This is a genomic window from Pedobacter sp. BG31, assembly GCF_042464845.1.
In the GTDB taxonomy this organism is placed as follows: Bacteria; Bacteroidota; Bacteroidia; order Sphingobacteriales; family Sphingobacteriaceae; genus Pedobacter; species Pedobacter suwonensis.
On sequence record NZ_JBHNZK010000021.1, the window covers coordinates 1 to 22,617 of the forward strand.

Annotated in this window: 21 protein-coding genes; 7 read left to right on the plus strand and 14 right to left on the minus strand. The window is 39.4% G+C overall.

Annotated elements, in window-relative coordinates; translation table 11 throughout:
• Positions 1–1,026 precede the first annotated feature (1,026 nt).
• The 4 genes from ACFE6N_RS19990 to ACFE6N_RS20005 form a co-directional block, all read right to left on the minus strand.
• On the minus strand, positions 1,027–2,316 hold the full coding sequence (locus tag ACFE6N_RS19990) for a gluconate:H+ symporter (RefSeq protein ID WP_378939395.1): 1,290 nt from the start codon (positions 2,314–2,316) through the stop codon (positions 1,027–1,029).
• A gap of 50 nt (positions 2,317–2,366) precedes the next feature.
• Entirely contained in the window at positions 2,367–2,549 is a 183-nt protein-coding gene (locus ACFE6N_RS19995) for a hypothetical protein (RefSeq protein ID WP_378939397.1), read from the minus strand.
• A gap of 265 nt (positions 2,550–2,814) precedes the next feature.
• Complete coding sequence (locus tag ACFE6N_RS20000) at positions 2,815–5,349, minus strand: ABC transporter permease (protein ID WP_378939399.1); 2,535 nt, start codon at positions 5,347–5,349, stop codon at positions 2,815–2,817.
• On the minus strand, positions 5,339–6,031 hold the full coding sequence (locus ACFE6N_RS20005; protein ID WP_378939401.1) for an ABC transporter ATP-binding protein: 693 nt from the start codon (positions 6,029–6,031) through the stop codon (positions 5,339–5,341). The genes ACFE6N_RS20000 and ACFE6N_RS20005 overlap by 11 nt, the downstream gene beginning before the upstream one ends.
• Positions 6,032–6,119: 88 nt before the next feature.
• On the opposite strand from ACFE6N_RS20005, the gene ACFE6N_RS20010 reads away from it, so the two are divergent.
• Positions 6,120–6,803 (plus strand): arylesterase, encoded by a 684-nt coding sequence (locus ACFE6N_RS20010; RefSeq protein WP_378939403.1) that lies wholly within the window; start codon positions 6,120–6,122, stop codon positions 6,801–6,803.
• 336 nt (positions 6,804–7,139) lie between these two features.
• A complete protein-coding gene (locus ACFE6N_RS20015) occupies positions 7,140–8,573 on the plus strand; it encodes an ATP-binding protein (RefSeq protein WP_378939405.1) in 1,434 nt (477 codons plus the stop codon).
• 10 nt (positions 8,574–8,583) lie between these two features.
• Here the strand turns inward: ACFE6N_RS20015 and ACFE6N_RS20020 are convergent, their stop codons facing one another.
• The 5 genes from ACFE6N_RS20020 to ACFE6N_RS20040 form a co-directional block, all read right to left on the minus strand.
• On the minus strand, positions 8,584–9,471 hold the full coding sequence (locus ACFE6N_RS20020) for a hypothetical protein (RefSeq protein ID WP_378939407.1): 888 nt from the start codon (positions 9,469–9,471) through the stop codon (positions 8,584–8,586).
• Positions 9,471–10,460, minus strand: coding sequence for a hypothetical protein (locus ACFE6N_RS20025; RefSeq protein ID WP_378939409.1), 990 nt, complete (start codon positions 10,458–10,460; stop codon positions 9,471–9,473). Before ACFE6N_RS20025 ends, ACFE6N_RS20020 begins: the two co-directional genes overlap by 1 nt.
• 66 nt (positions 10,461–10,526) lie before the next feature.
• Positions 10,527–11,018: a hypothetical protein gene (locus ACFE6N_RS20030; protein ID WP_378939411.1), complete on the minus strand. Its 492-nt coding sequence runs from the start codon at positions 11,016–11,018 to the stop codon at positions 10,527–10,529.
• Between the two features lie 17 nt (positions 11,019–11,035).
• Positions 11,036–11,503 carry a hypothetical protein gene (locus ACFE6N_RS20035; RefSeq protein WP_378939413.1) on the minus strand — a complete coding sequence of 156 codons (468 nt, stop codon included), beginning with the start codon at positions 11,501–11,503 and terminating at the stop codon, positions 11,036–11,038.
• 162 nt (positions 11,504–11,665) lie between these two features.
• Positions 11,666–11,995, minus strand: a complete 330-nt coding sequence (locus tag ACFE6N_RS20040; protein ID WP_090499355.1) for an import component protein — start codon at positions 11,993–11,995, stop codon at positions 11,666–11,668.
• A 228-nt stretch (positions 11,996–12,223) separates the two neighbouring features.
• Between ACFE6N_RS20040 and ACFE6N_RS20045 the strand changes: the two genes are divergently transcribed.
• Entirely contained in the window at positions 12,224–14,068 is a 1,845-nt protein-coding gene (locus tag ACFE6N_RS20045) for a helix-turn-helix transcriptional regulator (RefSeq protein ID WP_378939415.1), read from the plus strand.
• A 13-nt stretch (positions 14,069–14,081) separates the two neighbouring features.
• Here ACFE6N_RS20045 and ACFE6N_RS20050 read toward each other — a convergent pair whose 3' ends face one another.
• The 3 genes from ACFE6N_RS20050 to ACFE6N_RS20060 all read right to left on the minus strand — a co-directional run bounded on the left by ACFE6N_RS20050 (position 14,082) and on the right by ACFE6N_RS20060 (position 15,692).
• Complete coding sequence (locus tag ACFE6N_RS20050; RefSeq protein WP_378939417.1) at positions 14,082–14,603, minus strand: hypothetical protein; 522 nt, start codon at positions 14,601–14,603, stop codon at positions 14,082–14,084.
• Positions 14,604–14,610: 7 nt separating this feature from the next.
• Entirely contained in the window at positions 14,611–15,267 is a 657-nt protein-coding gene (locus ACFE6N_RS20055) for a suppressor of fused domain protein (RefSeq protein ID WP_378939419.1), read from the minus strand.
• 92 nt (positions 15,268–15,359) lie between these two features.
• Positions 15,360–15,692, minus strand: a complete 333-nt coding sequence (locus ACFE6N_RS20060) for a DUF4870 domain-containing protein (protein WP_378939421.1) — start codon at positions 15,690–15,692, stop codon at positions 15,360–15,362.
• A gap of 196 nt (positions 15,693–15,888) precedes the next feature.
• Here ACFE6N_RS20060 and ACFE6N_RS20065 point away from each other — a divergent pair, with 196 nt between their 5' ends.
• Positions 15,889–17,748, plus strand: coding sequence for a LuxR C-terminal-related transcriptional regulator (locus tag ACFE6N_RS20065; protein ID WP_378939423.1), 1,860 nt, complete (start codon positions 15,889–15,891; stop codon positions 17,746–17,748).
• Between the two features lie 95 nt (positions 17,749–17,843).
• Here ACFE6N_RS20065 and ACFE6N_RS20070 read toward each other — a convergent pair whose 3' ends face one another.
• Entirely contained in the window at positions 17,844–18,383 is a 540-nt protein-coding gene (locus ACFE6N_RS20070; protein WP_378939425.1) for an AAA family ATPase, read from the minus strand.
• Between the two features lie 369 nt (positions 18,384–18,752).
• Here ACFE6N_RS20070 and ACFE6N_RS20075 point away from each other — a divergent pair, with 369 nt between their 5' ends.
• From ACFE6N_RS20075 to ACFE6N_RS20085, 3 genes are read left to right on the plus strand one after another with little or no spacing between them, the layout of a single operon-like run.
• Positions 18,753–19,628 carry a universal stress protein gene (locus ACFE6N_RS20075; RefSeq protein WP_378939427.1) on the plus strand — a complete coding sequence of 292 codons (876 nt, stop codon included), beginning with the start codon at positions 18,753–18,755 and terminating at the stop codon, positions 19,626–19,628.
• A gap of 53 nt (positions 19,629–19,681) precedes the next feature.
• Positions 19,682–20,719, plus strand: coding sequence for an alcohol dehydrogenase AdhP (adhP, locus tag ACFE6N_RS20080; protein WP_378939429.1), 1,038 nt, complete (start codon positions 19,682–19,684; stop codon positions 20,717–20,719).
• A 30-nt stretch (positions 20,720–20,749) separates the two neighbouring features.
• Positions 20,750–21,205: a pyridoxamine 5'-phosphate oxidase family protein gene (locus tag ACFE6N_RS20085; RefSeq protein ID WP_378939430.1), complete on the plus strand. Its 456-nt coding sequence runs from the start codon at positions 20,750–20,752 to the stop codon at positions 21,203–21,205.
• A 42-nt stretch (positions 21,206–21,247) separates the two neighbouring features.
• On the opposite strand, the gene ACFE6N_RS20090 is transcribed toward ACFE6N_RS20085, so the two are convergent.
• A complete protein-coding gene (locus ACFE6N_RS20090) occupies positions 21,248–22,456 on the minus strand; it encodes an ATP-binding protein (protein WP_378939432.1) in 1,209 nt (402 codons plus the stop codon).
• Positions 22,457–22,617: the final 161 nt, after the last annotated feature.

Here is a 22,617-nt window from a genome sequence, read left to right on the forward strand (position 1 = left end):
GGTCTGAATTTATTATTTTCACAGCAGTAATATTGGTCAACACTAATTTAAGTGAATATTACCTTGCTGCAAAACATTGTTTATCAAAGTTTTGCAGCATTTTTTTTCCTAACTTGCGGATTTTAGGGAAGAATCGGGGAGGGTGTGCTGCCTCTGGTCAGTTGTAGGTTGAAAGTAGGTGCAAAAGCTTTAACGTCTTTTCCTTCCATCATATCCTAGGCCGGATAGCAGGGTGCAGATCGCATTGTGCATATAGCAAGGTGCGTATTGCAGGATGCGATAATTTGTTTTTTAGCCCTTTCCCTTTCAGGGGAAAGGTGCCGATAGGCGGACAGGGGTTTAAGGCGCTTGCTATAACGTGGTTCAAAGATTTCTCCATTCCGCTGCACTACAGTCGAAATGACGGGCGATTGTTACTCAAAAAAATCTGCGAGGCCGGGTAGCAGGGTGCATATAGCAGGTGCGTATTGCAGGATGCGATGATTTGTTTTTTAGTCCTTTCCCTTTCAGGGGAAAGGTGCCGATAGGCGGATAGGGACTTAAGGCGCTCGCTATAATACGGTCGTCATTCTCGCGCAGGCGGGAATCTTAATGCTTTCGCTCGGTTTTGCCTCATTTTTTTCTGTCATCCTGCGGTACGAAGGATCTTTTGATGGAAAGATTTGCTTTGCGAGCCTAAGGGTTCTTCACTGCGTTCAGAATGACAATGTAGGTTATCTAAAAACATTTGTGTACGTTGGATTTGAAATCGGAAGTAATAACGTTGTCGGTCGGGTTTATCATACCCAAGATAGAAGCACTATTTAGCCATTTAAACCCCATCGGAGCGGGATGCCGATTTTTTCAATCGGCAGAAGCGGGAGCGGGGCTATTTTAACCGAAAAGCTTCTGCAATTGCTTTCCAAAAAAAATCATTCCAATTTGTTTTCATCCTGACTGTGCATGATATATCGGATTCATCTTTAGGCTATTGGAGAGTTGTCAGCTTATTTGCAACATGGCTATTAAAGTTGACAACTCTATTTTCTACATAAACTGATTCAAAACCAGTACCCCAACAAGCCCCAAAACCGAAACCAGACTTTCCATCATGGTCCAGGTACTGAAAGTTTCTTTAAGGCTGAGGTTAAAATATTCTTTAAACATCCAGAAGCCGGTATCGTTTACGTGCGAAAACATTAAACTTCCCGCGCCTACAGATAATACCATTAACTCTGGCGATGCACCCGGGCCAATTAAAGGAAGTACCATACCCGAAGCCGTTAAAGCGGCCACTGTTGCCGAACCGAGGGTTACCCTAAGTGATGCCGTAATTAACCAGGCGAGAAGTAAAGGCGATAAATTTAAACCTCCGGTAAGCTGTTTCACCGTTTCGCCCATGCCGCTATCAATCAATATTTGTTTAAAGGCGCCGCCAGCTGCAATAATCAGGATAATCATGGCAATGCTTTTCACTCCTTCTGCACAAGATTCCATTGCTTTTGTAATGGAAGTTCTTTGAAGTGCCAGCGCGATAATAACTGAAATTAGCAGGGCTGCTGTAGGATCGGCCAAAAATGTAAACAGTGGCTTACCAATATAGTCTATCTTAATACTGCTCCCAATGGTTCCGGCAATAATTAAAAATACGGGCAGCAATGCAGTAATAAAACTTCTTGAGGCAGAGGGAAGATGTTCTTCTTCACTGATACTAAAGTTGTAGACTGTTGCTGATTGATCCCGTTTGAGAATCAATCTCGGAAAGTAAATTCCGGCAATAACCGCAATGGGTACGCTTAAAGTTAATCCATAAATTAAGGTTTTACCAATATCGGCATGGAAAATTCCGGCTAAAGCGACAGGACCGGGGTGAGGAGGTAAAAAGCCATGGGTAACCGAAAGGGCTGTGGCCATGGGGATGCCAATATATAATTTCGATAGCCCCGTTGTTGCTGAAATGGCAAAAACCAAAGGAATTAACACCACGAAACCAGCATTGTAAAATAATGGAATCCCAACCAATAAGCCAGTTAACAGCACAGCCCATTGGATATTCTTTTTGCCAAAAGCGCCGATTAAGATGAAAACGATCTTTTTTGCCGATCCGCTATCTTCAATCAATTTCCCCATCATGGCGCCGAGGGCCAAAACCATTACCATGCTGCCTAAGGTACTGCCAATTCCGTTGCTAATGGAATTCATCACTTTAGTAGCAGGCATTCCTAATAAAAGACCTGTAATAATTGCCACAGCTATTAAGGCAATCATAGGATTAATCTTTTTTAAGATCAATATGAAAAGCAATAGAATACCGAAAAGCAGGATCAATAATGACATTTGGTTAGAAATATTAGGTGATGTGATTAAATATAGGCTTTTAACCCCAGCTATTTTTTAATCGTAATGGTTCTTCCGGTAACGAGGTTAAATTCGTAAATCCGGTACAGGCCATCATCTTTTATTTCTATGCTTTCTACCAGGCCGGTTTTGCTGAAAGTATCAGTAACCATATCTCCGATTTTTACATCCTGAAGAATATCGTTGGGGGTATCGCTGTTTAATCTGATCATAATGTAAAAGTATTGATTATTAATAAAACTACAGGCTGGTTTAAATAAATTGGAATTGGGTAGCGTTCGGCGGATGGCGTTTAGCGCGTTGTAAACGGTATCGTCACCCTGAATTTATTTCAGGGTCTTTTAACGATAAGCGAAGAGTAGCCGTGTTTAAGTTAAACTTAATCTAAGGACGCTATCTTAATTGCGCGACAGATTCTGAAATAAATTCAGTATGATGACTTTAAAAAAACTCCCGAAAACTATTAACTGAACATGCTTACCCCTCCGTTCTTAAAATCTTTAACGGCGGTTGGTTCAAAATACTTATTGTGCTCAACACACCCGTAACGACCACAAGTAATACAATTGAGCCGAACAACAATAGGGTTGGTACAAACGGAGGTAAAAAGGCCGCGTCGAAAGTAAATTTAGCCAATGCCCAGCTCCCGCCTATGGCCAGAATTAAACCAGCACCTGCCGCAAAAGCACCTAAAAAGAAATATTCGATCGCATTTATTGCTAAAATCTGCTTTCTGCTCGCACCCATTGTCCGCAATAAAATGCTTTCCTTTATCCTTTGGTTTTTACTGGTTAATACCGAAGATATTAAAACAATCCATCCGGTTACCATACTAAAGCCAGCCATAAACTGAATCACAAAGCCAATTTTGCTTAATAACTCATCCAACAGTTTTAATACCAGATCTAAATCAATAACGGATACGTTTGGAAATTTTTGTACTACTTCTCCCTGAAAACGGGCTGAAACTGCTCCAGATGGTACCCTGGTCATCAACACATGAAACTGTGGTGCTTCTTCTAATACCCCGGCAGGAAAAACGACCCTGAAATTGGTCTGCATCCGGCTCCAGTTTACTTCCCTTAAACTTCCAACAACTGTAGGGATCATCATGCCCTGAACATTAAAAAGGATTTTATCATTCAGGCTAACATGAATAGATTGGGCATAACGCTGATCCAGCGAAATATAAACCGTTTCATTAGGTTTTATTTTTCCGGTCCATTTGCCTGCTGTAATTTTCTCTGCTGCCGTTAAAGTATCCTGGTAAGTCGCTCTAATCTCGTTGCGATAAGCTCTCCTGTTAGTAGTGTCTGCACTGGCTTTCTTTCCGTTAATCTCCTCAATGCGCATGGTAATTACCGGCACCTGGTTCATTAAAGGTAGTTTAAAAGCTTTGGTTAAACTATCCAATCCTTCCTTTTGGGTGTTTTGGATATCGAACATCACCATGTTGGGCTGGTTGTTACCCGATGAAAGCGTAACACGGCTCATTAATATGCCTTGAACGAAAAACAGGGTGCAGATAAACGCGGTTGATAGGCCTATAGAAACCGTGAGCATTAAGGTTTGGTTATTTGGGCGATAGAGGTTGGCAAATCCCTGCCGCCATAAATAACCGGATGAGTTGGGCAAAAGCTTTCGCACCAGAAACATCAGGATTTTAGACAGTAAAATCAACAGTAAAAAAGCAATGGCAATACTGGCGGCAAATACCAGTGTCTGCAGCCATGTTTTCATCTGCAAATGGGTAAAAGCCATAATAAAGGCTGCCATCAGCAGGTACACTACCCAGATTAGCGGATCTCTTTTTCCGCCTGCTTTTTCGAAAGATATCCGGATGGCATTTAATGGCGAAATTTTTCTAACGGATAAAAGTGAGGGAAGGGCGAAAAGTACCGAGATGATCAACCCCAACAAAATACCCTGGCCAACAGCGGGCCAAGAAACTTGCATGGTAATCTCGATCGGTAGAAAATCTTTTAATACCAATGGAAGCAAAAACTGTATGCCCGTACCTAAAGCCGACCCTACTACAGCAGCAATTAAGCCAATAAAAAAGACCTGTATCAGGTAGATTAAAAAGGCATGACGGGATTTTAATCCTAAGCACCTTAGCGTAGCAATGGCACTTAATTTTTCCTGGATATATACATGGATAGCACTACCCACACCAACACAACCCAGTAGCAAAGCAATAAAACCAGATAAGGCCAGAAAGCGGTTTACATCTTTAAACGATCTTCCGGTTTGTTCTTTTCTCGATTCTACCGTATCGGCATCAAATCCTTCATGCTCTAATTTACTATCGTTCTTTTTTACCCACTCATCTATTCCGGAAGGATCATTGTACCTGAAATAAAATTTGTTATTGATCCGGCTTCCGGTTTTGATCAGGTTGGTTTTGTCGAGTATTTGTAAGGGAATATAAACAGTAGGGGCTATACTGGCACCAATACCGGTTTGACCTGGTGCTTTGGTTAAAGTACCCAATATGTTAAAATTAAGGTCTCCTATTTTTACCGAATCGCCAACTTTTGCGTTAAACTGCAACATCAAAGTCTGATCAACTAGGGCATTTCTTCCGGTTTGAAAGTTTTTTGCAGCTGCCAGCGGAATGGTTTCTATGGTGCCATAGTAAGGGTAATTTCCCTCCAAAGCTTTCATTTGTACCAAACGGCTGCCTCCGCCTTTCTGGAAATAAATCATTGAGGCGAAAGTTTTCTCTTGAGATCGCTCATCGCCAAGCGTATCGAGCATTTTTTGCATGGCTTTGCTTACCCCCTTACGGCTGTCTAAAACCAGATCAGCTCCTGTAAGTTCTTTCGCCTGCGCATCAATATCTTTTTGCAGATTATCTTTAAACGAATAAACGGCAACAAGAGCCGCAATGCCCAAAATGATTGATGAGATGAAAAGAAACAAACGTGCACGGTTTTTCCTGCTATCGCGCCAGGCCATTTTGAACAGCCAGGAAAACGGAACAGATTGTTTTGGAAGGCTATTGGACATAAGTAGGATTTTCGTCTGAAATGATTATGCCACCTTTAATTTTAATGTTTCTTTCCGTTCTGGCAGCCAACTCAAGGTCGTGTGTTACAATGATCAAAGTGGTTCCGGCATCTTTGTTTAAATCAAAAAGCAATTTGATTACTTTTTCGCTGGTTTCGGCATCGAGGTTCCCAGTGGGCTCATCTGCAAAAAGCACGGCCGGTTGGTTGGAAAATGCCCTTGCTAAAGAAATGCGCTGTTGTTCTCCACCTGATAATTGAATGGGATAGTGGTGCGATCGGTCGGCCAAACCAACTTTATCCAGTAGTTCTAAGGCATGTGAGCGGATGTTTTTTGCGCCTCTTAATTCTAAGGGTACCATCACGTTTTCCAATGCGGTTAAAGTAGGCAACAGCTGAAAATTCTGAAAAATGAAACCTACATATTGATTTCTAACAGCTGCCCTTTCATCTTCGTTCAGTTTCTCCAGGGCAATACCATTCAGTTCAACTGTTCCGCTACTGGCCCTGTCCAATCCGGCGCATAGACCTAGTAAGGTAGTTTTTCCACTCCCCGATGGGCCTGTAATAGCTACCGTTGAGCCGGCAGTTATCGAAAAATTAATGTTATCCAAAACGGTGAGTTCCCGTCCCGCACTTTGGTAAATTTTGCTTACATTTCGGATGTTCAATATGCTTTCCAATAGCTGAATTTTTAAGGTTTGCGTATAGGTTTAGCCAAACATAACGTGGCAATGCCTGTTAAGATAATTAGATACAGATTAATTAGATATGTTACGAAAACGATTAATGGGGCTGTTTGTTTTGAGCCTTGTGGTGATAAGCTGCGGAAACCCCCAAAGTAAAAACAATTCAGATAAAACTTTAGATTCAACTGACCAAAAGAAGACTGCTGTGGTAACCAAGCAGAAAAATATCCTTTTTTTCGGTACCAGTTTAACTGCAGGTTATGGACTCGACCCAACCGAAGCGTACCCTGCATTGATCCAAAATCTGATTGATTCTTTAAAAATGCCTTATAACGTAATTAATGGTGGTTTAAGTGGCGAAACTTCTGCTGGTGGTAAGGCAAGGATTGACTGGCTGCTTAAACAGCATGTAGATGTTTTTGTGCTAGAACTGGGGGCTAATGATGGGCTTAGGGGATTGCCCGTTGCACAAACCACTAAGAATCTTCAGGCCATTATCGATAAGGTAAAAGCTAAATATCCTGATGTTAAAATGGTATTGGCCGGGATGCAGGTTCCACCAAATATGGGGGCAAAATACGCTGCAGACTTTAAAAACATGTTTCCGGCACTGGCAAAGAAAAATCAAATGGCCCTTATCCCTTTTTTATTGGATAAAGTGGGCGGTGTTCCTAAATTAAACCAGGCCGATGGTATTCACCCTACGGCAGAAGGGGATAAGATTTTGGCGGAGAATGTTTGGGTGGTGTTGAAGGATTTATTGTAGTTTTTAACCGCAAGGACGCAATAGCAAACGCAAAGGGCGCTAAGTTGGGTGTATTTTTAAGTAATATTCAGTGGTTTCAGTGTGTTCGTCGCAAAAAAAAAGCTACACATTATTTAACCACAGAGAACACGAAGAAAAAGCACAGGTGTACAGCGTTACTTATTATCTTCTGATTTTAAGTATTTTATTTAAGTGCTTTTTTTATCTGCAGCCAAAACTATATATTTGTTGTATATTTTGGCTGCGGATAATTTTTTATCTGCAGCCAAAATTATATTTTTACCGTATGTTTTGGCCGCGGATAAATTAATGCACTTGCTGATTAATTAAAAGAAAATGGAATTGCTCATTGGAAGAATTGCTGAAAGAAAAATACTCGAAGAGATACTCGAATCACCTTCATCAGAACTTTTAGCCATCTTTGGCAGGCGAAGGGTTGGAAAGACCTTTCTAATCCGTTCGTTCTTTAAAAAACAACTTATCTTCGAGCTTTCGGGCGTTCATAATGCAAATGCTACGGAGCAGTTACTTAATTTTAGCAGGGCGATGGCAGAGGCTTTAGGTTCCCGATTGGCACCTGCAACACCAAAAAACTGGACGGAAGCCTTCTGGCAACTCAAAGAATTTGCAACGCCAATACTCAAAAAAAGAAAAGCGGTAATTTTCTTTGATGAATTCCCTTGGCTAAGCTCGCATAAATCAGGTTTTCTTTCTGCATTTGAATATTTTTGGAATCAATGGGCATCACAACAGCCAAATTTGATTGTGGCCATCTGTGGGTCTGCTGCCACATGGATGATTAAAAAAGTTGTGAACAGTAAAGGAGGTTTACATAACCGGCTGACGCGAAAAATACGTCTTTTACCTTTTACATTGCATGAAACAGAGTTGTACCTTAATAAAAATAATATCTATCTCGACCGTTACCAGATCTTGAATGTTTTTATGGTAATGGGCGGTGTGCCCCATTATTTAAAGGAACTTAAAAAAGGTGAAAGTGCAATTCAGGCTATCGACAGGCTTTGCTTTACTAAAGATGGCTTGTTGTCAACAGAATTTGCAAACCTTTACCGCTCTCTTTTCGAAGCCGCAGACAGGCATATTGCCGTAGTTAAAGCACTTGCTGATAAACCATCGGGATTGACAAGAAACGAAATTATTGCCGCCTGTAACCTAAAAAGCGGGGGAACTACAAGTATCTTACTTGAAGAATTGGTAGAGTCTGGTTTTATTACGCCATATCTGCCTCTACATAAGAATGCCAATAAAAGCATTTATAAACTTAGTGACGAATACAGCCTTTTTTACCTCAAATTTATCGAACATTCCAGATCTACCGGCGCAGGTACATGGCTAAAAAAATCATCTACATCTTCCTGGAAAAGTTGGAGTGGCTATGCTTTTGAGGGTATCTGCATGAAACATCTAGGTAATATTAAACAAGCATTGGGTATTGCTGGTGTGTTTACGGAAACTTCAGCCTGGCGACATGCGCCAAAAACGGGAAACGGTGCACAGATCGATCTATTGCTCGATCGTCAGGATAATGTGATCAGTGTATGTGAAATGAAATTCTCCAATACCGAGTTTGCAATAGACAAAGCCTATGCTACCGAGCTACAGTACAAACTTGATGCTTTCCGCCGGGAGAGTAAGACTAAAAAAACACTGTTTTTAGCAATGGTTACAACATATGGTATTAAGAGTAATATGTATGCAACTGGCTTGGTACAAAATGAGGTTACTATGGATGATTTATTCGATCTTTAAGGGAAGGATATCAGAACTCCTGCCTAAAACTTTTAAGTGTGCCATCATCATTAAACTGTATATCGAAACGATCGCGGGTACCGTTGATACTTCTGGGAAACCAGCGCATATCGTTATCCCAGATAGAAATGTAGACTGAATTAGTTGGTACAGCCCCCTCAATCTGAGCTGCTTTTTCATTATAGATTTTGATAACCTTCCATGCGTCTTCAAAATGTATTCTGCTTAAAGGGAAGGTTCTGCCTTCAATATCTCTGGCCAATACGGGTTTCGGTAAAGACCATTCCCCATACCGATATTCATAAGCATCGGCATATTGGAGGTTTACAGGGTGCCGCAACATTATATTTATAGCGCCATTATCGTAAAAATGAACAGATTGATACACGATAATTTCTTTGTTACGGTATTGAGGGATTTTCTTTAACCGTTCTTGTGCTAATGCCAGTTCAGCAGGACTTAATAATCCTTTTTTAGTTTTTATTGTAGATTTTTCTGTATCAATGGTTTTAAGCCCGCCTTCTTCCAGTTTCATCTCTTTTAAAAACCGGTTTACCCTTTTTTTTATTTCTTTAGCTGTCGCCGGGCTTTGTTTTTGTTTTAACAATTCAATGTCTTTGAACATCTCATTTGTTTTGAGCTCCATTTCAGATATATCGACGGTATCATCGTTTTTAACAATAATTCTTTCTTGCTGGCGCTCTATAGAGGTGGTAGAAGATGGCTTTGTAATGCCTTTAGCTGCGCCATTTTGTTTAAAACTGTTTTCTTTATTATATCTTACTAATGAATCGTTTGGCTGAAAGGTTTCATTTATACTTTTGGTAATTTGTTTGCAACTCAAACCGAATAAGCTGAGCAGCAAAACCAGGCCATAAATTTTTCTGAAATTTTTCATTAAAACTCTCCTTTAAGTTCGTTAAGATCACTTTCAAAGGCAATTTTTTGTGGATTCTCGTTCAGGTAAAAAATAGAAAAACTCGGCTGTTTAACACTACCCAGGTCTAGCAGATCTACAATTTTTTTGATGTTTGCCCGGTGCTTCCGGTTAAACTGATCGGTAAATTCAAGTTCAAAATCAACCATCGGCTGCTCGTTGATATACGTTCCGGTCTGGCTCACTTTGAGCAGCCTGGCAGTAGTCTGCGTACCTTTAAATTTAATCAGGAACAATTGATCTGGTTTACCGATAAATTTTTTAGCTATAAAAGCACCGAAAGCACGATAAAGTAGCAGCATAAAGGCGCAGGTTAATAAAGGATGGCCGATTCCCATGAAACGCCAGCCCATACCCATGCTTTCTAAATTGTAGGAATAAATATAATACCAAACAACAAGGGAGGCAAAAGTAAGCCAGGCCAGGCTGGTCAAAAATATGGTCATTTTTTTAATGCTTACCACTGTAGCGGCAACAATAAAATAAGGAACGTTTTTTACTTCCTTATCCAGCAGGATGGCAATGGTTTTGCCCGCTTCGTATCGGCGTTCATAAGGTTTTGCATCATTTACCAGGGTTTTTTGCATAATCAGACTACCCGACAGATTTTTAAACTGCAAGGTAAGTTCATAGGTGTCATAGGCAGCATCAGTTTTATGGATTTTTGTGGATTCTAAAACCCTGGCCTCCCTTGGTTCACCGGTGGTTTTAAGTTTTTCTATATTACGTTTAATCGAAAAATTGCGGATTACCCATTTCTGGAAATAACCAATTAACAATATGGCCCAAAATAGTATAGATATGGTCAGTATCGAAAGTGAATACCATGGATTATCGGTTATTAGGTTGGGTATGCTATCGTCCCTGGTACTGTAATAGATGAACATGGGGAACGGAACAGCGAAAAACAGCATGTAAATTATCCAGAATATCGAAAGTCCTTTGTTCATGTTTTTTTATGTTGGCCAGATTAAGATTTTATCATATTTAATTAGGACGTTTGAAACGCTTGTTTATCATTTGCTTCGATGGGTGATTTTTTCAATTTCCGCTAAAACTTCTGTTTCAAAAGCTGCCTGCCTGATCTGACTTTTGCGGCTGCTGCCAAAGGCTTGGCTAATGGTAAAGCTTTTGCCAAATTTATTCTGTTTATGTGATAAGGCATAGTGTAACAGCCCATCTTCCTGTACATGGAGGATATATACATCCTCGAAAGCCATAATCTTGCGGGTAAGTAAACCGGGGATTTTTTTATAGACTTGCCCTGTGTACTGGTCGAAAATATAGGTGACATTAAAATGGAAGATAAAATCATAAAGTGCTGTTAGTGCCGTTACAAACCCAATGGCCATTACGCCCCAGAACGTATCCCGATAGAGGTTTAGCATAGGCGTTACCACAAATATTACTGCCGCAAGGAAGGAAAAAAATAAAATTTTGCCTTTATAATCCCGTTCAGGCTGAAAACTTAAACGTCCACTTTCAGTTTTTAGATTATATCCTGTCATAGTTAGGTATTGGGATTTTAATTTTGCGGCAAGCCCATGATCGTACTTACTTCTTCACTAAGTTTTTGCAGGGGTTTTGCGGTAAATAAGGTTTGTGCCAGTAGGATATGTCTGGTTTTATTATCTTTTCTCATGACCATAATGGCCTGAACCATGATGGTGATAAAATAGCTTTTTTGCTTTGAGATGAGGAAATGGTCAAAATCATCAAAACTATAGTTTACCGGAGCACTGAAGAAAAATCGTTTACGCTGTATTTCGCGGGTTTGATTATTGAATATAATGGCGCCCGTTGTACGCAGGATGCACATTATGCCTATAAAAGCAAATAAAGCAACATAGAAAAATGTCGCCTTGCTGGTGCTATACATCAATATGGCAACTATGGCCGCAACACAGCCAATAGCAAGGGTAAATAAAAGTCCCTTTTGTACTTTTAGGTTATAATTGTTTCCTTCTTGTTCGAAGTATTTAAATGCTTCCATTTTTATGATTATCTACAGTATAAAATATGCTTCAATTCCTATACCATCCGTTTAAGGTTTAACTTTAAGTTTAATCTTTGGCTAATGTTAAAAACATGCGGTGATGGCAAATACCATCACCAATTGCATGATCTTTTAAATTTTGAGGCGCATAACTTTATCTTAGTATTTACCAACAAATGAAGACTTGTCTTCGAACCATTTACCAATAAATGGAACAGGTTTTAATGCGCCATTGGCCGCATTGATGATTCCAATGATCCAAAGGATGATAAATGCATAACCCACAAATCCTAAAAAGGATAAACTAGGTACTATACCGGCAATGATGGTAAAGGCTATATTGAAAATAATACTTACAATGGCAAGGCCTAACGACTGTCTTAAGTGATATTTAAGCAAAGTATCAGCTTTATCTTTTCCGACAAAATAAGCGACTAACCAACCAATAAGGGTGATGTAAGAAACGATTGAAAGGGTTTTGTTGTCCATGATTTCTGTTTTTTAGGTTGAAAAATTATTTAGGTCAAATTTGGGGTAAACCATTATCATCTAAAAGAATCTGCCGCCTACAGAGCATCTACAGCATTTTGCAGAACGTCTACAATACATCTACAGCTTAATTTAATTATCTGTATTTCAGTTTTTTATGTTGTTTTCTGTTTTTCGGATTTTGTCTACAATTACCATCAAGGCCAATCTTTATGTTAATTTTACCCTATGAAACATCAAAATTTTAAAAAGATATTTCTCTTAATCATCATTTGTACCAGCTGTTTGATGACGAGTGGGCAAACTTTGTTAGATAGTACTGCACTCAATCAGTTAAGCGATAAAGATAAACCAACATTGCTAACGCAGCTTGCGGAGCAAAGTAGAATTAATGGCGATTATAAAGCAGCGATACGAAAAGCTCAACAGAGCGCAGCTTTAGCTTTAAGATTTAAAAATTTAGCAGAGGTTACGAAAGCCTATACCATACAGGCTAGTATATATGCCACAACCAAAAATTTTGTTTCATCAAAAAAAGCTGGCGATAGTGCATTGTTTATTGCGCAGCAATCGCGGCAGCCCATCGCAATGGCCTACGCTTATTATGCACAGGCTTTGTTCTATAATGCGATAGATAATTCGGAGCAGATGACCAAATATTGTGGACTTGCACTAAAGTTGCTGGAGAAAACAGCTGACCCTTACCTTAGCGCCAAAATATATTACCTGCTTTATATGATCAATACCCATTGGGATGATGTTAAAAATGTAAATAAATATGCGAGGGCTGCTACCGAAAATGCCTTAAAAACTACCGATTATAATCTGTTGGGCAATTGTTATACTGCATTATCTGTTGCCGCAGATTATAATTATGCCAGCACTAAAAATCCAATGTTTCGAGACAGTGTCATTTACTATTTAAATAAAGCCCAAAACCTTTATCAGCAATATCCTAAATATGTTGCCCGCAAAACTTATGGTATTGCCTGTATCAATAGCGCAGATTATTACCTGCGTTATTTTTCTGATACCGATGAGGCTGCAAAAGCCAATGCCATCCGCTATGCGGGATTGGCTAACGAGGTTATGAAAGGTGCCATCAACGGTGAAGAAATCAGGGCAAGCAGTTTGGGGATTTTAAGTGAATATGCCAAGAGGAACAAAAATTTTGTAATGACTGAAGCCTATCTGCAAGAAGCCTATAGCATATTAAAAACTCAAAAAGTACCATCTTATTACACTTTAATCAATATTGTAACCGCTCTGGCTAAGTTTTATGAGCAACAGGGAAGCTATGAAAAAGCCTTGGCATTTCAGAAACGGGTAACCGAATACAATAGCAGATATTTTGATGAAAAACGGACTTTAAATGCTCAAAAATTAGAGGTACAGTATGAGGCTGAAAAAAGAAACAATGAGGTAAAGCTATTAAAGCAACGCGCCCAATATGCGCGGCAACAAAAGTACCTGTACATCGGTATTGCCATTGCCTCCATTTTGGGCCTTATATTTATGTTCCGTTCTTACCACTTCAGGTTAAGGTACTCTTTACAGCGCGAAAGGCAATTGCATTTAGAAAAACAGGATGCCGAACTGCTGATGAAATTCGAAAAAGAAGAGCAGGCCAGATTAAAAGCAGAGCAACTCTTGCTGGAAAGTCAGCAGCAGCAATTGCAGAAGGAAGTAATGGCCAGTCAGTTGCAGTTGGAGCACAAAAAGGAAGTGCTGTTTCAGCTTAAGGAAAAACTGAGTGATAACCAAAAGCTCAACATTAATAAAATCTGGAATGAAGAATTGCTGTTGGATAATGATTTTGAAGAAGCCAAATTCCAGATTCAGCAGGTGTATCCTGATTTCTTTTCTACGTTAAACCAGAAGGCCCAGCAAAAACTTACCCCGCTTGATTTAAAACTCTGTGCCTACCTTCATTTAAAGATGGATACCAAAAAAATTGCGCAGTTAATGCATATTGAAGCCAAAAGCGTGCGTATGAGCCGTTACCGGATAAAGCAAAAATTGGGTTTGGGTAAGGATGAGGACCTAAAACTGTTTTTACAGGAAATGGGATAATATGCTTCTCCCATTAATCAAGGTGGTTAACTGAGTTAAACTGTTTTTGTATTTCGGTCAATTTGCTTTCCTTTTTATCAATAAGCTGACGCATTTTCTGTTTTCTGTTCAGTAATTGCAGCTGTTTTGCCATCGCGCTATCTCGCACCTGTGCTGTATTTGTTTTATCATGGCTTAGCTGTTGTAGGGCAATCTCCTGTCGGTCAGCAATTTCGAATTGCTTAAGTGCGTTATAATAGCCGATCGCTGCTTTCTTTAAGTCATTTCCATATTTTATGTCGTTTGTTTCCACCGCGTTTATCTTATTGATTACCGTATTAAAAGCCTTTTCTTTATCATCAACCGCCTGCAGCGCACATTTAAAATCTCCATCAATGATACAGTGAAGTTTTCTTTCGTTGGGTCCGTTTTTACCCACCATGATATTAAATACAGCCCTTTCTGAGTTTGAAAGGACTGTATGTAGCTGAACTGCCTTTTTTGACTGGCAAGATATCAAACCAAAGAGGAGCAGTGTAAAAAGGATGTTTCGCATAGCCGTTTTATTTCCTGTTCAGGTCGGTAATCAATAAAGGGTTATCTTTTTTTAGGTTTTCGATCAGTTCTTCAACAGCTTCTATGGAAGGATTTTTTTTCAGTTCTTCTACCTGGGCATCGGTAATGCCCACCAGCTGAAGAAAGCTAAGTTCGCCATGAGGGGTTTCAATTTTTCCAAGTTCCGGATCCAATGCAAATACAAAACCCGTTATCTGGGTATCGGTATTCAGTCTTATTGGTCCATTAGCCGGTATGAAGTGGTTTTCTTCAAACCATTTACCACTTGTAAATACATACCTCGCTAAATTATTCATCACCTGGATGGCCCAGATAGGATCTTTTTCATCATCTTTAAACGGTGTTAACCTAAAGGTAAATTCGAATCCCCACTTGCTAAATTCTCCGCCAGCTCTTTCTTCATCGTAATAAAGTTCGCTCATACCGTAGCTGATGATGTGGCGGTGAGGGCTTTGGTGGTTACTATCATAAATACTCGCACCATCTATAGGGTCGGTTCCCCCAGCTACATAATGGATTCCGCATAATGGCGGATAATGCCGGGCTTCGGTAGTACCATAAATTTTTTCCAGTTGATCATCTATCGCCTGCCATCCGGGGCTATCATCTGGGTTAAACAGTTGTTTATATTGTTCAGGAGTCATGATCAGGTTAATTAAGTTTAAAATGCTTTCAAAGATGCTGCCATTTGCAGGTTGAGCTATCGCGTTTTCATATCGACACAGCGTTAGTAAGCTCAGTTAGAAAAATTGAACTTCCTTTCAAATACTTTTCCGATCAATGGGACAGGCTTTTCTAAACCATTATTGGCCGTTACCATACCCAACAGCATCAATATAAATGGAAGTAATAAAATGAGATAAAATACAAAGCCCAACGAGGGTATGATGGCCAGGATAACACTACTCAAGACGCTTAATAGGACAGAAGTAATGATAATGCCAAGTGACTGCCCCAAATGGTAATTGGCCAATGCACTTTTATCTTTCGATTTTTTAAATTCAAGATAAGAAATAATCCATCCGATGAGTGTAATGTAGGCAACTACAGCAATTGTTTTCTGTTTCATAATTTAAATTTCTAGTAAATTGAACAATACAAAATTACCTGAGCCTTTATGTTTCATCAAGAAAAGAGAACCTACACCGCGACTACCAATTTTTAAAATACCGTCTACAAGGAGACTACAAGAGCCTTAAAAATCGCTGATTTTCGATTAATTGTCGTAATTCTGTTGTTGTAAATGTTTCTTTCTATTTTTGATTATGCAGCTACCACTGAAAAAATTACCGGTTATTTTACTTTGTCTTTTATTTTTTTTAAAAAGTGCAGAAGCGCAAAAGATCTATTTAGATTCGTTAAACCATTTGCTGGTGCAAAGCACTTCAAAAGAAGAAAAGTCAAATATATACTGCAGACTGGCCAAGGCTAATTTTGAAAAAAACCTTCCACTATCCTTTCAACAGGCCAAAGCGGCTATTAAAGTTGCAGAGGGGTTAAAAGACGGAAAAAGTAAAGCGATGGCCTATGCTACACTGGTACATTTATATATTTGGAAAAAAGACCTTAAAAGTGCTTTTGCAAGTTTAGATAGTGCCCAACTTTATGCTCAAAAAACAAAAGACCGTATTGCATTGGGCTTTGTTTGGTTTAGAAGTGGTTGGCTAGATCTGGTAAACGATGAGAATGATAAATCGGTACCCAAGCTGCTTAAAGCCCTCGATTTTTTTAAAGGCCAGCATGCAGATGATTACGAAAGCACCATATATCACTATCTGGCCAGTTTTTATGGCTACGGTAATGATCCGTTAAAGCAACAGAAATATGCCAGGTTATGTTACTTGAGCGCTTTGCAAAGTAAACAGATTGATCTGCTAAATAATGCTTATTTTACCATTGGACAAAGTTATTTCGACCGTTTTAAGCTGGATACACTAAAACGTAATCTGCTCGACTCTGCTTTGTTGACCTATAAAAAGTCGCTTCGACTTTCGAAAGAGCAGGCTGGCCGCATGGTCACCTACAGTAATACGGCTGCAGCAGCTTTAAATATGGCCAACGCCTATTTCCAATATTATCCTGCTTCCTATCGTGATAGTGCCGAAAAATATGCTGATATCGCCATGGGAATTGCTGAAAAGACAAATTTACTTGAGGTTTTACTAAACTGCTATGGGTTAAGAAGCGAATATGCATTACGCGATGGAAATTATGATGAAGCAGAAAAACTACTCCTCACCGGATTGGGTAAAATTTCGGGAGTAGTGGTAAAAATGCCACTAACGCAGGCCAGGATATACCAGGGGCTTGCCAATATTGCTGAAAAAAAAGGTAATCAGCAGGCCGCATTAAACTATTTAAAGCAGTATTTCAATTATTATAAAAAAGCTTTCGACGAAGAAAAAATAAACAGTACCGTTAGGATAGAGGCACAGTATCAATCTCAAAAAAATGAGCGGGAGATTGCTTATTTACAGCAGCAAGCCAGGTATACCAAAAAATTGAATATATTTTATATTATTTCGGGATTAACGGGGATTGCTGCTTTGCTTTTATTGCTGATGTCTTATAATTATAAACTCAAAGCATCGATCAGGAAGCAGGAACTGATTGACCAGGAAAAAAAAGCCGTAGAATTGAAGGCGCAGCTAAAAGAGGCAGAAGCGATGCAGCTTCAAACTGAGCAGGTTTTGCTAAAAGAGCGCCAGGAGCGGCTGGAGAAGGAAGTGTTGGCAGGAAATTTACAGATCGAAGAAAAAAACGAACTGCTGGAGCTTATACCGGAAAAGGTAAATCCTGAAAGCCATCTTTCGCTTGATGAGCAGATTAAACGGATTGTGAACCAACAGAAAAAAATGGATAAAGTATTTGAAGAACATAAGACAGATTTTTTTGAAACCAATCCCGCTTTTTTTGAACGCCTGCAAGAGAAAGCTAACCATGCACTTACCCGGCTCGATCTAAAATACTGCTCTTATATGTTGATGGGCTTGACTAACAAAGAGGTTTCTGTCCGTTTAGGTATCGAACCTAAAAGTGTACGCATGAGCCGTTACCGCATTAAACAAAAGTTGGGTTTAGGTAAGGAAGAAGATCTGAATTTGTTTTTACAACAATTAGGGTAAGTATCAGTTAGATTCAATAATAGAAAGTCAGCAAAACGATAGCTCGAAAAAAACTTTCGTTAAAAAACTAAGGATAACAAATTGATTTCAGGATTTTAAACGCGTTTAACAGCTTCAAGAATACGCCTTAACCGTTCTGCTACAGTGGTATCTCCTTCAATTTTCATAACCGGGCATTTTACACTTGCCAGCCAGGTTTCATGAATGCCAATATTCCGTCCCGTAAAGGAGCGGTCATCATATTTCGATGCCCAATCCATAAACTCCAGAAACAATTTGTGCCGCTGTGGATCGTCATAGATATCATTCCCATATCGCTTTATTTCCCTTTTAACCAGGCGTTCCATTCTGATTTCTTTCGGCAGGTAAAGGAAAACCGCAAGGTTGAACATCTGTTTCCATTCATCCCCCCAGCTTACCAGCGAGCCACCTACAATATAGCTTTCCGTTTGGTTCAGCTCGTTTTTGAGCATCTGGTTCCGCAATTTGGGATCTCTTTTTACTGTATAGGGAACAGCAGACTTTTCCCAGAAGAAACGATCAGTATCAAAATAGGGGATATCTAATCTTGCAGACAAAGCTTCGCCCAATGTTGTCGTGCCTGCACAGGATGCACCAAGGATATGGATTTTCATGATGCAAAGATATCGCAAAATGTTTCATTGAATTTAACATTCATAGTCTATAAATTTTTATCTATAGTCTACATGTCTTTACCTATCTGGCGCAAGGTATGTACTCAGCCCCGACAAGGCCTAAGGTGCGCTTTCGTTAAACTTATTGATTGTTCAATATTGGACGAAAAGTAAAATGCCTAAAAATCTTTTGATTACGGGAATAACCATGCCACTATATCTTCTATTATAAATCTTTCTTTATTGAAACCGAGCAGTAGGAAGTATAGTCTTTACTGCATTCGTTGAAAATCATTTAAATCGCTGATGCTGGTCATATTTTTAACATTGGTTTTTTGCAAACTTTATGCTTAATAAACAGCGCACGATATGAAAAAGATCCTGGTACCTGTTGATTTCTCTTCAACAGCAGAGAACGCAGCAAATTATGCAACTGATTTAGCCTTTAATATCGGCGCGAGATTAGAACTATTCCATGTTTTTCAACTTCCTGTGGTGTCTCCAGTTGCAGCGTCGCTGGTACGGCCTGCTGAAGAGTACAGTCAGATGGAAGATGACGCTAAAAAAGCACTGGAGAAATTGCTTCATAAGATCGAAAAGAAATACGAAGCCGCCTATCACGATTATAGCCTTAAACCAGAAGTTTACGCGAAATTTGTTCGTGGAGAAGTGGATGATGAGGTTTATAAATATTTTACCGAATGTAAAATGAACCTTATTGTAATGGGATTGAACAGTGCAAGCAAGTTCTCCAAAATTTTAATTGGTAGTAATGCCAGAAAAATGATTGAGCGCCATATACCGCTTTTGCTCATCCCAGGTGCCTATCTGTTTAAGAAACCAAAAAAAATTGCCTTCGCTACCGATTTTAGCCATAGCGACATCTCTGTTTTATGTGCGCTTGCCGAATTTGCAAAACCTTTTAATGCCGATATACTTATTATGCATACCGGTTATCCAGCATCGGAACCGGCAGGTTACAAACAAAAAACCGAAGATTTTTTAAACAGGGTTGCCGATAGGGTCAACTATAGAAATATCTACCACAGGCATGTAAACAGCGAGCGGGTTAAAGATGGCCTGGACTGGATCGTGGAAAATGGTCAGATCGATATGCTGGTGATGGTACATCGTAAACAAGGATTTTTTTATCGCTTGTTCAATGGTAGCTATACATTAACCATGTCTGATCATATTCAGATCCCGCTCCTGGTTTTACCACCCGAACACCGCATTCCGATGTAAAGCCTGTTGATTTTCTGAAACTTAATTGTGAAATCTATTCTAAACAAGAAAATATGTATCCTAAAACAATGAAAGCCGCGGTTGTCCACCAGTATGGGGGACCGCTGGCCATAGAAGAACTGCCAGTCAGACCGCTCAATCAATATGAGGTTCTGGTAAAAGTAATTTCATGCGGTGTATGCCATACCGACCTGCACGCCTGTAACGGGGACTGGCCGGTAAAATCGAAAATGCCGTTGGTACCTGGTCACGAAGCCATCGGTTTGGTAGCCGCAATGGGGCATGATGTTAAAACTGTTAAAGAAGGCGATGTAGTTGGCGTTCCGTGGTTGTACAGTGCCTGTGGTTGTTGCGAATTTTGCCTAACAGGTTGGGAAACATTATGCTACGAACAACAAAATGGCGGTTATAGTGTTGATGGTGGGTTCGCAGAATATGTAATCGCCGATTCCAGGTACGTTGCCCATTTTCCTTCGCACGTAAATTTTGCAGAAATGGCGCCGATTATCTGTGCAGGGGTTACCGTTTACAAAGGTTTAAAAGAAACTGAGGTGAAAGCAGGCGAATGGGTTGCTATATCAGGCATTGGCGGATTAGGCCATCTAGGGGTTCAATATGCAAAAGCCATGGGTTTACAGGTTGCTGCGATTGATGTTTCTAACGATAAATTGGATATGGCCAGAAAATTAGGTGCCGACATTGTGGTTAATGCACTTGAACAGGACCCAGGGGAATTCCTTAAAAAACAAACAGGGGGAATGCACGGCGTATTGGTTACTGCAGTATCGCCAATCGCTTTTAGTCAGGGGCTTTCTGCATTGCGGAGAAAAGGTACTTTGTCGCTAAACGGATTACCCCCGGGCAGTTTCGATCTTCCCATATTTGATACCGTATTAAACAGGATCACGATCAGGGGCTCTATTGTAGGTACGAGAAAAGATATGCAGGAAGCTATCGAATTCGCTGTGGATGGCAAGGTAAGGGCGCAGATTAATCATGCAAAATTGGAAGACATCAACGATGTGTTTGAACAAATGAAAATGGGAGAAATAGAGGGCAGGGTTGTTTTAGATATTTCAGGAGGCCAGTAGCAATAATTATTCAACATTAATTTTTCGAAAATGTTAGGGACATTAAAAGAAGAGGATATTGAAAAACTCCTTAAAGAACAATGTATCGGTCGTTTAGGTTGCCATGTACAGGGCATGACTTATATCGTACCCATTAATTATGTGTATAGCAATGGTAAAGTTTATGCCCATTCTGCTCCCGGACAAAAAATCAGGATGATGAGAAGCAACCCACAGGTATGCTTCCAGGCTGATCAGATTCGTGATACCTTTAACTGGAAAAGTGTGGTTTGCTGGGGTAAATTTGAAGAAATCACCGATGATTCAGAAAAACAAAATGTTTTACAGGGGATTATCCATCGGATGATGCCTCTAACCAATACTCCATCTGAACAGCCATCGCATGGTACAGGTAAGGCAGATGCGCATGATGAAGAAATTATTGTGTTCAAAATTGTACTGGATATAAAAACGGGCAGGTTTGAGGTTAATGACAGGAGTACTTGATAAGTTTAATGGGACACGGTAGCCATTAAGTACGAGTTGTTGCTAGTTCAGCAGATATTCGTGAGCAGGAATAACGCGGATAACCTTACCATTTTTTTCGAATTGATCCTTTTGAGAAATGGTAACTAAAATTCCTTCTTCGATATTAAAGAATTCCAAGGCTTCAATCATACCATTAACTTCTCTTTCAAGATTATCTGGATTTAGTTCATAACATACCTGAATCGCTTGATGAAAAGCCCCGTTTTTAAATGCAATAAAGTCACATTCTCCTCTTTCTGAAAAATAATAGATTTCTTTATAAATTCGGCGAAGATACAAAAAGATGAGGTTTTCGAATTTACGTCCGTTGTCCTCGGTAAAAGATCCTGAATTTACATTGATAAGACCTGTATCAATTGCATATACTTTTCTTGGATTTGCAATTTGTTTTTTTAGAGAGTAACTAAATTTCGGTACAAAATGTAATAAATAGGAGTATTCCATATGTGATAAATACTCCAGCACAGTACTGGTTGCACCTACTTCAAAAATGTTTTTAAGCTTATTGCCCGATACAGGCTTCCCAACATTTGAGATTAGGTACTGGGCCAAGCGCTGGAGTGTTCTTATATCTTTTATACTGTAACGCACTGCGATGTCACGGATCAGTATGTCTTCAAAAAGGTGATTTAGGATATCATCGGTTCTTTCTTTAATATATTCGGGAAAGCCTCCGGTTGTCAAATAGTTAATTAGCGATTCAGTTGAAGGCTTTAATTTTTGATGAGAGATAAACTCATGATATGAAAAAGGAAATAACTCTTTAGTAATGTGCCTCCCCGTAAGCTTTGTTCCTAATTCTCTGCTCAACAGTGAGGCATTTGAACCAGTAACAACAACCTTAAAACCTTCCTCTAATTTCTGTCGTACATATCTTTCCCATTCAGGTATAATTTGAATTTCATCAAACATTAGAACAGAACGTTTTTGCTCTCTGATCAACTCATCTAACCTTAGGAAATCCTTGCTTTCAAATTCATATAGTCTGGGATCTTCAAAATTGAGGTATAACGCTCCAGGATATTTACTGTTTAATAATTGAAATAGTAAAGTGCTTTTTCCGCACCTTCTTATTCCTGATACAATAAGAGCATGGGAAGCTAAATTTGGCAGTAGTGGCAGCGCATCTCTTTTTAGCCCTGTATCTTTATTTGCTATATTTAGACTTTGCGCCTGGACAATCTGATTAAGGATATTTTGAGGTATCATAAAAAAAAAGTGTTTGATACAAAACTACAATAGTTTTGTTTATTAAACAAAACTATTGTAGTTTACGACCAAAAGGTATTATGTTGAAATAATCGATCCTAAACATTGCGTACCAAAATTTTTCTATTTGTTTAAAACTATTTTGGGTATAAGTTAAAAGA

Excerpts from the sequence above, each read along its gene's own strand:
- ACFE6N_RS20070 (WP_378939425.1), bottom strand. The coding sequence starts at position 18,383 with ATGAAAATCCATATCCTTGGTGCATCCTGTGCAGGCACGACAACATTG.
- adhP (WP_378939429.1), top strand. The coding sequence starts at position 19,682 with ATGTATCCTAAAACAATGAAAGCCGCGGTTGTCCACCAGTATGGGGGA.
- ACFE6N_RS20065 (WP_378939423.1), top strand. The coding sequence starts at position 15,889 with ATGCAGCTACCACTGAAAAAATTACCGGTTATTTTACTTTGTCTTTTA.
- ACFE6N_RS19990 (WP_378939395.1), bottom strand. The coding sequence starts at position 2,316 with ATGTCATTATTGATCCTGCTTTTCGGTATTCTATTGCTTTTCATATTG.
- ACFE6N_RS20025 (WP_378939409.1), bottom strand. The coding sequence starts at position 10,460 with ATGAACAAAGGACTTTCGATATTCTGGATAATTTACATGCTGTTTTTC.
- ACFE6N_RS19995 (WP_378939397.1), bottom strand. The coding sequence starts at position 2,549 with ATGATCAGATTAAACAGCGATACCCCCAACGATATTCTTCAGGATGTA.
- ACFE6N_RS20075 (WP_378939427.1), top strand. The coding sequence starts at position 18,753 with ATGAAAAAGATCCTGGTACCTGTTGATTTCTCTTCAACAGCAGAGAAC.
- ACFE6N_RS20060 (WP_378939421.1), bottom strand. The coding sequence starts at position 15,692 with ATGAAACAGAAAACAATTGCTGTAGTTGCCTACATTACACTCATCGGA.
- ACFE6N_RS20020 (WP_378939407.1), bottom strand. The coding sequence starts at position 9,471 with ATGAAAAATTTCAGAAAAATTTATGGCCTGGTTTTGCTGCTCAGCTTA.
- ACFE6N_RS20045 (WP_378939415.1), top strand. The coding sequence starts at position 12,224 with ATGAAACATCAAAATTTTAAAAAGATATTTCTCTTAATCATCATTTGT.
- ACFE6N_RS20000 (WP_378939399.1), bottom strand. The coding sequence starts at position 5,349 with ATGTCCAATAGCCTTCCAAAACAATCTGTTCCGTTTTCCTGGCTGTTC.
- ACFE6N_RS20055 (WP_378939419.1), bottom strand. The coding sequence starts at position 15,267 with ATGACTCCTGAACAATATAAACAACTGTTTAACCCAGATGATAGCCCC.
- ACFE6N_RS20035 (WP_378939413.1), bottom strand. The coding sequence starts at position 11,503 with ATGGAAGCATTTAAATACTTCGAACAAGAAGGAAACAATTATAACCTA.
- ACFE6N_RS20015 (WP_378939405.1), top strand. The coding sequence starts at position 7,140 with ATGGAATTGCTCATTGGAAGAATTGCTGAAAGAAAAATACTCGAAGAG.
- ACFE6N_RS20010 (WP_378939403.1), top strand. The coding sequence starts at position 6,120 with ATGTTACGAAAACGATTAATGGGGCTGTTTGTTTTGAGCCTTGTGGTG.
- ACFE6N_RS20085 (WP_378939430.1), top strand. The coding sequence starts at position 20,750 with ATGTTAGGGACATTAAAAGAAGAGGATATTGAAAAACTCCTTAAAGAA.
- ACFE6N_RS20040 (WP_090499355.1), bottom strand. The coding sequence starts at position 11,995 with ATGGACAACAAAACCCTTTCAATCGTTTCTTACATCACCCTTATTGGT.
- ACFE6N_RS20030 (WP_378939411.1), bottom strand. The coding sequence starts at position 11,018 with ATGACAGGATATAATCTAAAAACTGAAAGTGGACGTTTAAGTTTTCAG.
- ACFE6N_RS20090 (WP_378939432.1), bottom strand. The coding sequence starts at position 22,456 with ATGATACCTCAAAATATCCTTAATCAGATTGTCCAGGCGCAAAGTCTA.
- ACFE6N_RS20050 (WP_378939417.1), bottom strand. The coding sequence starts at position 14,603 with ATGCGAAACATCCTTTTTACACTGCTCCTCTTTGGTTTGATATCTTGC.